This window comes from Acinetobacter sp. YH12137, from assembly GCF_013418535.1.
Lineage (GTDB): Bacteria > Pseudomonadota > Gammaproteobacteria > Pseudomonadales > Moraxellaceae > Acinetobacter.
In genome coordinates, this window is sequence record NZ_VPBW01000087.1 from 1 (window position 1) to 1,409 (window position 1,409).

The 1,409-nt window shown below is 44.4% G+C and carries 1 protein-coding gene; it reads left to right on the forward strand.

Going from position 1 to position 1,409, the window contains the following annotated elements; all coding sequences use genetic code 11:
- Positions 1-93 precede the first annotated feature (93 nt).
- On the forward strand, positions 94-1,409 hold a 1,316-nt coding region (locus FTU72_RS16175; protein WP_180053116.1), incomplete at its 3' end, for an ISNCY family transposase.

Here is a 1,409-nt window from a genome sequence, read left to right on the forward strand (position 1 = left end):
TGTTAGAAACCATTTAAAGTGTCTATATTCTCACCAATAAAAATGTCTAGTTTATGATGGTTTTTACCATCATGGACTGGATATAAATTAGAGATGTTGATCACTATGTCTGACAAGGAAATTCAACGTCTTGCAGTTCTGCAAGACGTTCGAGATCATCGTATTACCCAGGTCCGTGCTGCTGAAATCCTGAATCTTTCCACTCGTCAAATTACCCGGTTATTGCAGAAACTCAATCAAGACGGTGTTTCAGGTCTGGCACATGCCAGTCGTGGTCAACCTGGCCATCATCGCCATGATGAGTTATTAAAATCAAAATGTCTTTCCATTATTTCTGAACATCTGCTGGGCTTTGGACCTACCTTGGCGCATGAGAAGCTCAGCAGCATATTTGACCTGAATATCCCGGTAGAAACGGTTCGGCGCTGGATGATGGCCAATGACCTCTGGATTCCGCGATCCAAGCGCCTTAAACGTCCATATCAGCCACGTTATAACCGGGATTGCTTCGGTGAGCTGATCCAGATTGATGGCTCATATCATGACTGGTTCGAAGGACGCGCTGCTAAGTGCTGTTTATTGGTGTATATCGATGATGCCACTGGAAAGCTGTTGCATCTACGCTTCTGTGAGGCGGAAACCACCTTCGACTATATGCTTTCAACCCGAGCCTACATTGAACAATACGGCAAACCTCTGGCCTTTTATAGCGACAAACATTCGGTATTCAGAGTTAATCAGAAATCCAGGAAAGACAGCCAGATCACGCAATTTGGGCGGATTCTGAACGAGTTAAATATTGATATTATCTTTGCCAACTCACCACAGGCTAAAGGTCGCGTAGAACGCGCGAATAGAACCCTTCAAGACCGTTTGATCAAGGAGATGCGTCTGGAAGGCATCAGTTCAATTGCCGAAGCCAATGCATGGCTACCCTGCTTCATTGAGCACTTCAATCAGAAGTTTGCCAAGTGTGCGAGAAACTCGAAGAATTTACATCGATCTTTAACGGAATCTGATGCTGAGCTGGAGGATATATTCACTTGGCAGGAACCGCGTAAGGTCACGAAGAACCTAACCATCACCTATGACAAGTGTATTTATCTGCTTGAACCGACAGAGCTGAATCATAAGCTTGTTGGGCAATACATTTCATTTCTGGAGTACCCGGATGGCACTGTGGCCCTCATGCATGAAGGACGGAAGATCAACTATAGCGTCTTCAATAAACTGGCTGGACTACAGCAGAATGAAGTGGTTGAGAATAAAAGATTAGGCTCAGTTCTGGCGCATATCCAGCAACAACATGAAGAGTTGGAGAAACAGAATAAACGTTCCCGTCTCAAGAAAAGTATGCCGAGTCGTAAAGCTCAGAAAGCTGTTATTGAACAAAGAAAGTTAAATCCTGT